This window comes from Apibacter sp. (genome assembly GCF_025291155.1).
Classification (GTDB): domain Bacteria; phylum Bacteroidota; class Bacteroidia; order Flavobacteriales; family Weeksellaceae; genus Apibacter.
In genome coordinates this window covers 1-1,619 of sequence record NZ_JAMBJZ010000150.1, presented here as the reverse complement: position 1 = coordinate 1,619, position 1,619 = coordinate 1, and the positions used below count along the sequence as shown (strand labels likewise).

Annotated in this window: 1 protein-coding gene and 1 pseudogene; both read right to left on the bottom strand. The window is 24.9% G+C overall.

Going from position 1 to position 1,619, the window contains the following annotated elements; all coding sequences use genetic code 11:
- Positions 1–134: 134 nt before the first annotated feature.
- Positions 135–1,364, bottom strand: a complete 1,230-nt coding sequence (locus tag M3Z80_RS09635; protein ID WP_293919397.1) for a hypothetical protein — start codon at positions 1,362–1,364, stop codon at positions 135–137.
- Between the two features lie 5 nt (positions 1,365–1,369).
- A pseudogene (locus M3Z80_RS09630) lies at positions 1,370–1,619 on the bottom strand (hypothetical protein); the annotation flags it as partial.

Sequence of the window (1,619 nt, the reverse complement as noted above, 5' to 3'; positions counted from 1 at the left end):
TTAATTGCTTATTTACATTCAGGGATAAGTCAGTAAGCTCTTTAATTGTTACATTTGTTACATCTTGGATATTTCCATGTCTTCTTACTATTACCTCTTTCCACTATAATGATAGAAATGATATTTTTATTCTATCAATTTATTATTTCTTTTACTAACCTTTTTAAATGAGGTAAATTATAATAATTATTTTGCTCAAATTGTTTTAACATAACTTCCCCTTCTTCATTAGATAATAAAGAATCATAAGCTCCTAATATATTGCCATTCCTCCATTCTACTGTTTCTAAGTTATGATACTTCCAATATAACGGGTCTATATAATTCACTGTATAAGCTACCATTTTATACAATTCTTCATTCGTCCAGCCTATATCTTCTCCTTCTCGCTTTCTATCTATTAAATCTATTAATGCATTACTTAACTCTATAGCATATTTACAATTATTTTCATTAGTTATTTTTTCAATAGTTTTTAATATTCCTTCTCTTATATATAACCTGTCTTGATCGGTTAGAATTTTCTTTACAAAAATCAATTCTCTCAATATACCTTTTCTTCTATATAACCAGCTTTGGTCGATTTGAATTTTCTTTACAAAAATCAATTCTCTCAATTTTGATTCTCTTATAGGTTGATCATCTGCATAAGTAGTGTATAAATCATCCATTACACTTTCATTAATTTTATCTTCTTTATCATAATTAAAGTTTGATACTAATGACCTTACTAAAACTGCTTGTTTAGATAATAAATAATCTAAACTAGCTTTATCATTATACATTATATATTTATTTAAGTGTAGTAAGAATAAGTCCTTTTTTATTTTATATTTCTTATTTTTTATATTATAAATTTTAATTAGACTTCCTATACTCTCACTGAATAAATAATTATTTAATATTTTTTTTTCTTTATTTATAAACATATTCCATTTAAACGGATGTTCTTCCCACAAGGTATATTTATATACATTAAGTGTTGTGAAATGACTAATCTTTGGAAGTATATTATACTTTATTTCATCATCATCATATGCTTTTTCTCTATCATAAACAGGGATTTCTCCATACAAGGTAACTACTTTTCCTTTGCTTTTATCCAAATCAATTCCAAAAACATCTTTTATCCTTTCTCTAAATATAGAATATTCTGGTATTTTATACCCACTATTCTTTAATGATTTTTCTATTAAAGATTGTTGCAGAAGCATATCTTCTTCTGTAGGTTGAACTATTATTCCTCCTTCTGAAATTCTTTTTAGTTTTTCTATATTTTGGTCTATATTAACATCTTTTCTACTTTGTGCATGAAACATAAGAAAATAAGTAAAGATAAATAGTATAGATAGTTTTAATTTCATAATAATTAGTACTTTTTAGTAATTTTTATAGCTTCTTTTAAATAAGGTAAATTATAATAATTATTTTGCTCAAATTGTTTTAACATAGCTTCCCCTTCTTCTTTAGATAATAAAGAATCATAAGCTCCTAATATATTACCGTCCCCCCATTCTACTGTTTCTAAATTATGATACTTCCAATACAATGGATCTATATAATTAGCAGAATAAGCTACCATTTTATACAATTCTTCATTCGTCCAACCTATATCTTCT